Annotated in this window: 1 protein-coding gene; it reads right to left on the bottom strand. The window is 64.8% G+C overall.

Annotated elements, in window-relative coordinates:
• Positions 1–1,409: thiamine pyrophosphate-dependent enzyme (locus ACTQ4R_RS12960; protein WP_441629335.1), on the bottom strand; the 1,409-nt coding region annotated here is incomplete at both ends.

Below are 1,409 nucleotides of genomic sequence, written 5' to 3'. Positions count from 1 at the left end.
TCCAGGCAGGGGCAGTAGCAGATGACGATGGCGGGACCATCGTACTCCTCGGCCTCCCGCAGTGCCTTCAGCGTCTGGGCCTGATCCCAGCCCATGGCCACCTGGGCCACATACACGTAGCCGTAGCTCATGAGGATGGCGCCCAGGTCCTTCTTGGCCACCTGCTTGCCGCCGGCGGCGAACTTGGCCACAGCGGAGGTGGGAGTGGACTTGGAGGACTGTCCGCCGGTGTTGGAGTACACCTCGGTGTCCAGCACCAGCAGGTTCACGTTCCGGTTCTGCGCCATCACGTGGTCGATGCCGCCGAAGCCGATGTCGTAGGCCCAGCCGTCGCCGCCGATGGCCCACACGGACTTCTTGGCCAGGTATTCCTTGTTCTCCAGGACATAGGCCACGTCCTCGGTCTGCTCAGCGGCCTCCAGGGCGGCGATCAGAGCGTCGGACACGGCCCGGGACTTCTCGCCGTCGTTCCAGTTGGCCTGGTAGTCGTCGATGGCAAGAACGGCGATGCCGGACTCCTTGATGCTGTCCAGACGGATGAGTAGCTCCTTGCGGATGGCGTCCTGGGCGTGGAAGAAGCCATAGGCGAACTCGGCGTTGTCCTCGAACAGGGAGTGCTCCCAGGCGGGGCCGCGGCCCTGGCTGTCCTTGCAGTAGGGCAGGATGGGGGCGCCGCCGGAAATGGCGGAGGAGCAGCCGGCGGCGTTGCCGGCGTACATGCGGTCGCCCACCATCTGGCTCAGCAGCTTGATGTAGGTGGTCTCGGCGCAGCCGGCGCAGGCGGCGGAGAACTGGAAGTAGGGCTTGGCGAACTGCATGTTCTTGACGGACTTGCTGTTGATAACGTCCTTCTTGAGGTAGGCGTCGTTCATGGCCACCTTGTCGAAGTTCTCCTGCTCGGGCTTCATCTCCTCGAAGGGGGTCATGACCAGGGCGTCGGCCATCTTCTCATTCTTGTTGGCGGGGCAGGCGGTGAGGCACACGCCGCAGCCCAGGCAGTCATAGGGAGAGATCTGCATGCGGAAGGAGTATGCGGGGGCGTCCTTGCCCAGGCCCTTGGCGGGCACAGTGACGAAGGAAGCGGGCACCTGGGCCTTCTCCTCCTCGGTCAGCAGCACGGGACGGATGGCGGCGTGGGGGCAGCACATGGCGCAGCGGTTGCACTGGATGCAGCTCTCGGCGTTCCACTTGGGCACCTTGGTGGCGACACCACGCTTGGAGAAGGCGGAGGTGCCGTTTTCCCAGGTGCCGTCCAGCACGCCGTGCTTCTTGAACACAGAGACAGGCAGCTTGTCGCCCTTCTGGCGGTCCATGGGGATGACGATGTCCTTGACGAACTGGGAAGCGCCCACGGGCTCCACAACAGGGGTGTCGGCAGCATCGGCCCAGCTGGCGGGGATGTCCACCTT

Origin of the sequence: Dysosmobacter sp. Sow4_B12, from assembly GCF_052116665.1 — a bacterium.
Classification (GTDB): domain Bacteria; phylum Bacillota; class Clostridia; order Oscillospirales; family Oscillospiraceae; genus Oscillibacter.
This window is presented reverse-complemented; position numbering and strand designations above follow the sequence as displayed.